The 296-nt window shown below is 42.6% G+C and carries 1 protein-coding gene; it reads left to right on the forward strand.

All coding sequences use genetic code 11. The features are described 5' to 3' along the window. Window positions 1–253: hypothetical protein (locus CWB80_RS22795; RefSeq protein WP_212751501.1), on the forward strand; the 253-nt coding region annotated here is incomplete at its 5' end. Window positions 254–296: the final 43 nt, after the last annotated feature.

Below are 296 nucleotides of genomic sequence, written 5' to 3' on the forward strand. Positions count from 1 at the left end.
GAGCAAAATCACGGACACTCCGCCTGTCGCACACTGCTTTTCTGCAGCTGTTGACAGTTCACTTGAAGCCAGACACTCAAATCGCACACTGAAAGAAAAAGCCTCAAAACTAGAATCGTGGAAGGTCAAATTAGCCGAACCTAATGTCCAGAATATCATTTGCTACTCGCAACAGATAGTTGGCATAGCTGAAGGAGTTTTTAAACTTCTGTCACCAAGAGCTTTGCTGGATAGATTGAGTACCCGTAATTAAGATACAGAAAGAGCCTAGACGTGCCTTTTTTAAACTAGATAAC

This window comes from Pseudoalteromonas sp. S1650 (genome assembly GCF_005887195.1).
GTDB classification, from domain to species: Bacteria; Pseudomonadota; Gammaproteobacteria; order Enterobacterales; family Alteromonadaceae; genus Pseudoalteromonas; species Pseudoalteromonas simplex.